Below are 1,457 nucleotides of genomic sequence, written 5' to 3' on the forward strand. Positions count from 1 at the left end.
CAGTGGTGGTCGGAAGAAATTCCGACCCCTTACGTTTTAAAGACTTTGTTGGGATCTCCACCCGCCAGTGTGATCATGATAGTGGTTATAAGTTCTCTGAGTTGTAAGACAACTCTTCTTTTTGCCGTTTTATAGCCCAGATTGTTGGCTTTTTTATAGAGTAGCACAAGCATTGCCACTATTAAACTCATGTAAATGATGACTTGTATGCCATTTTTACTCAGCGATACCAGATGATTTACATTCAGTTCCTGTTTGATAAATCTGAAAAATACTTCGATATCCCATCTACGTCGATAAGAATCCGCTACTTGTTTGGCTGTAAGATCCAACACATTGGTAATGAACCAAAACTGTTTTTCCGCATCGGATTTGTTTGCATCGGATTTGTTTGCATCGGATTTGTTTCTTACAATTACAAGCCGGAAAGGAGTTTCTACTTTTTCTTCTTTGTAGTGAATATTTCCTTGCTTATTTTTTATCGGTACACCTGTGTACAGATGAACCAGGCTATCTTCTAGTAAAATAGTCTCTCCCAGATCTAATTCCTGATTGTCCTTGAGTAAGGAGTGAATCGATTCGTATTTACGATTTTGTTTCAAACGAATTACAAATTTGATATTTCTTTCAGTAAACTCCTTGAGCGTGCGTGTAGACTGAAGTCCTCTGTCAATCAGATAGATCGTTTCTGCTTCGTTTGTTTGGGCAGTATTTTGTTGAAAGGTATTTTGTTGAAAGGTATTTTGTTCTCTTTCTTTTTGGACTTGTTTGAAAACAGCTTCAGGTAAAGCATTATCTTCAGATGAATAGATCTGAGAGGTAAAAGTTTGTACATCTGCTGGAAAGATACCATCAAAACAAATACTATATTTGATTAACTTTTTACTGTTTTTCTGATCAATTCCTTCCTTGAGTTTTGTGGCTGCCTCTGCCACAAGGGTACTATCGACCCGCATCAGATGATATTTTTCTCTTTCGCTTTGGGTATATTGTTCACTAAACCGATCATAGATATAGTCAAAGATTTCTTTGAAATAGGCAGGATCAATACTCGACAATCGGTCTGAGAGTGAGCTTCTGCGTACTGTTTCAGTAGGATCCAGATTAAAAATAGCTTTAAAACCTGAGTAATTGAAGGTATCTTCCAAGCTTCGTTGACTCAGCCTGTCATTGTCTAAAATCGCATACAGAAGAAGATAAAACATTTTCTTGCCATGCAAAACTTTGGCATAATGATCCACTTTGGTCGTGCTGGAAAGGTGAGATAATAACGCTTCGGGGATAAAGCTTAACAACTCACTGACCGATACTTTGTGGTCTTTAAAGGGTGACATACAGATAAAGCCTTACTTTGATGAACATACTCTATATAAGTAAGTTAGCCATATTCTATCACTCTTGTATTTTGTTGCCAATAAATAAAAAAGTCGGAAGATATTTCTTCCGACCATGACTGG

Annotated in this window: 1 protein-coding gene; it reads right to left on the reverse strand. The window is 37.1% G+C overall.

All coding sequences use genetic code 11. The features are described 5' to 3' along the window. Positions 1 to 29 precede the first annotated feature (29 nt). Positions 30 to 1,334 (reverse strand): IS4 family transposase, encoded by a 1,305-nt coding sequence (locus QNI15_RS38790; RefSeq protein WP_314037583.1) that lies wholly within the window; start codon positions 1,332 to 1,334, stop codon positions 30 to 32. Between the last annotated feature and the right edge of the window lie 123 nt (positions 1,335 to 1,457).

The sequence above is a fragment of the Xanthocytophaga flava genome (assembly GCF_030068545.1).
Taxonomy (GTDB): Bacteria; Bacteroidota; Bacteroidia; order Cytophagales; family 172606-1; genus Xanthocytophaga; species Xanthocytophaga flava.

Excerpts from the sequence above, each read along its gene's own strand:
- QNI15_RS38790 (WP_314037583.1), bottom strand. The coding sequence starts at position 1,334 with ATGTCACCCTTTAAAGACCACAAAGTATCGGTCAGTGAGTTGTTAAGC.